The following is a 2,383-nucleotide window of genomic DNA, read 5'->3' as shown; positions in this document are numbered from 1 at the left end:
AGATACATGATATCAGAAATCGTTTTTATGAGAAAGGGGAAAATATTTCCCAGATTGCGGAAGCGTTGCACCTGGATTGGCGAACGGTACGCAAATACATTGATCAGACTGATTTTAACAGCCCGCCGCCAAAGCCGGCGTTGGAGAAACAATTCTGTCCCAAACTGGATCCCTACAAGGAGATGATCGATTCCTGGCTGATTGAGGACAAATCAGCCCCACGCAAACAGCGCCATACAGCTAAACGGGTATTTCATCGCCTGCTGGCCGAAATTCCCGGTTTTGACTGCTCCTATCGGACGGTCGCCAGCTATTACGCAGTGAAACACCGGGAAATATTCAAGCAGAATAAACAGGCCTATCTGCCACTGGTACATCAACCCGGAGAAGCGCAGGTTGATTTTGGTACAGCTGAGTTTTATGAAAATGGCCAAAAACTGACTGGAAAATACCTGGAGGTCTCTTTTCCATACAGCAATAAAGGCTATCTGCAGCTGTTCTACGGGGAAAATATGGAATGCCTGCTGGAAGGGCTGGATGCCATATTCCGCCACATTGGCTGTGTGCCAAGGGAACTCTGGTTTGATAACACGAAAGTCATTGTTACCGAGATTATCCGTGGTGGCGGGCGAAAACTGACTGACAAATTCGAACGGTTCCGGGAGCATTACCATTTTAAAGCCGTCTTCATGAATCCCGGGGCCGGCCATGAAAAAGGAAACGTCGAAAACAAGGTCGGCTATCAGCGTCGCAACTTCATGGTACCGGTTCCCCGCTTTCTGTCGCTGTCGGATTATAACCGGCAGTTGCTGACAGAGTGTGAGAAAGATGCCCGGCGGAACCATTATCGCTACGATGAAACCATCGAGGAGCGGTTTCAGGCTGATCTGACGGCCTGCCACAAACTGCCCGGAATTGCGTTTGACCTCACCGGTCATCAAACCCTCAAAGCCGACAACTGGGCCAGGATTTATCTGAACAAACGACAGCATGCTTATTCGGTGGCTCCAAAGTACGCCCAGTGCCCGGTTCATCTGGTTTTAACTTCAGCGCTGGTGATTATTCAAGATGAAAACTTTCGTGAAATTGTTCGCCACCGGCGTCTTTACGGAGATACCAAACAAGAGCAGATGGACTGGCTGCCCTATCTGAAACAATTATCCCTGCGACCCCGAGCCCTGAAATATACTGGGATCTATGAGCTGATGCCGGAAACCATGCAAACCTATCTGGCCACCTGTTCAGGCAGCGAAGTTGGACAGATCCTCAAGGTTCTTTCCGAGTTGACCAGTCGCACCGGTTTTGACAGTGCCGTAAATACCGTTAACCATGCAATTGCTCATCAGGCGCGAGATGCCGATAGTCTGGAGAGTCTTTACCGGCGGTTGTATTCGGATGTACCTGAGCTGCCTGCAATGACCCTTGCTCCGGGCATTCCCAAAATGATCCCGATGCAGCCCAATCTGACGGCCTATGATATCTTGCTTCAGGGAAAGGGGGCTGACGGATATGCTCGACAAAGAAATCTTTGAATGCTGCCGGAAACTGCGTCTGAGTCGCAATCTGGCCGAGTTGGCGCAAACCACCGAAGGCAGCAGTCACCAGGAATATCTGCATCAGTTGCTTAGTGATGAACTCCATTACCGGGAACTCACCCGCACCCAAAAGTTGGTTACCAGCGCCGGTTTCTATGGGATTCACACCTTTGAAGGATATCGCTTTGATGAAATCACCCTGCCTTCGGATCTGACTCCAGAAGGCCTGAAATCCCTGGCCTTTATCCACGAAAAGAAGAATCTGATTCTCTATGGTGGCACCGGAACCGGCAAAACTATGCTATCAACCGCACTCGGCGTTGCCGCCTGTCGACAGGGAATCCCGGTTAAATTCTTTCGAACGGCCGCCCTGGTGAATAAACTGTCGGAAGCCAAAGTAGCCGGTACCCTGACCGCTTTTCTGAAAAAACTGAATAAAGCCGAAGTGATTATTCTGGATGAATATGGTTATGTCCCACTGGACCGAACGGGAGCACAGCTCCTGTTCGAAATCATATCCGATTGTTATGAACGTCGGTCTATCATTCTTAATACCAACCTTGAATTTTCCCGATGGGTCAATGTGCTCTATGATGAACAGATGACGGCTGCCATGCTGGATCGGCTCCTTCATCACTGCCACCTGCTCATGTTTCCGGGACCCAGTAACCGGATGCGGGAATCCAGCATCAATGAATTATATCGCTCAATATCGGACAATCAATTGAAAAAATAATAATTGCCTGCAATGTTTAGATTGCTCATGAAATTGCTTCGCATTTTAGCTTGCAAAACTATGGATTTTCCATAATGCAACATTCTGTATTTTTAACTTGCAACTTTCTGCA

2 protein-coding genes are annotated in these 2,383 nt (G+C 48.7%); both read left to right on the top strand.

The features are described from left to right. The first annotated feature begins 2 nt into the window (after positions 1-2). On the top strand, positions 3-1,532 hold the full coding sequence (istA, locus tag U2P91_RS17780; protein ID WP_111888626.1) for an IS21 family transposase: 1,530 nt from the start codon (positions 3-5) through the stop codon (positions 1,530-1,532). Next, positions 1,510-2,271: an IS21-like element helper ATPase IstB gene (istB, locus tag U2P91_RS17775; RefSeq protein ID WP_111887148.1), complete on the top strand. Its 762-nt coding sequence runs from the start codon at positions 1,510-1,512 to the stop codon at positions 2,269-2,271. Before istA ends, istB begins: the two co-directional genes overlap by 23 nt. Positions 2,272-2,383: the final 112 nt, after the last annotated feature.

Source organism: Acetobacterium sp. K1/6 (genome assembly GCF_034438075.1).
Classification (GTDB): Bacteria; Bacillota; Clostridia; order Eubacteriales; family Eubacteriaceae; genus Acetobacterium; species Acetobacterium carbinolicum.
The sequence above is the reverse complement of the archived record's forward strand: the minus strand, read 5'-3'. Positions and strand labels throughout refer to the sequence as shown.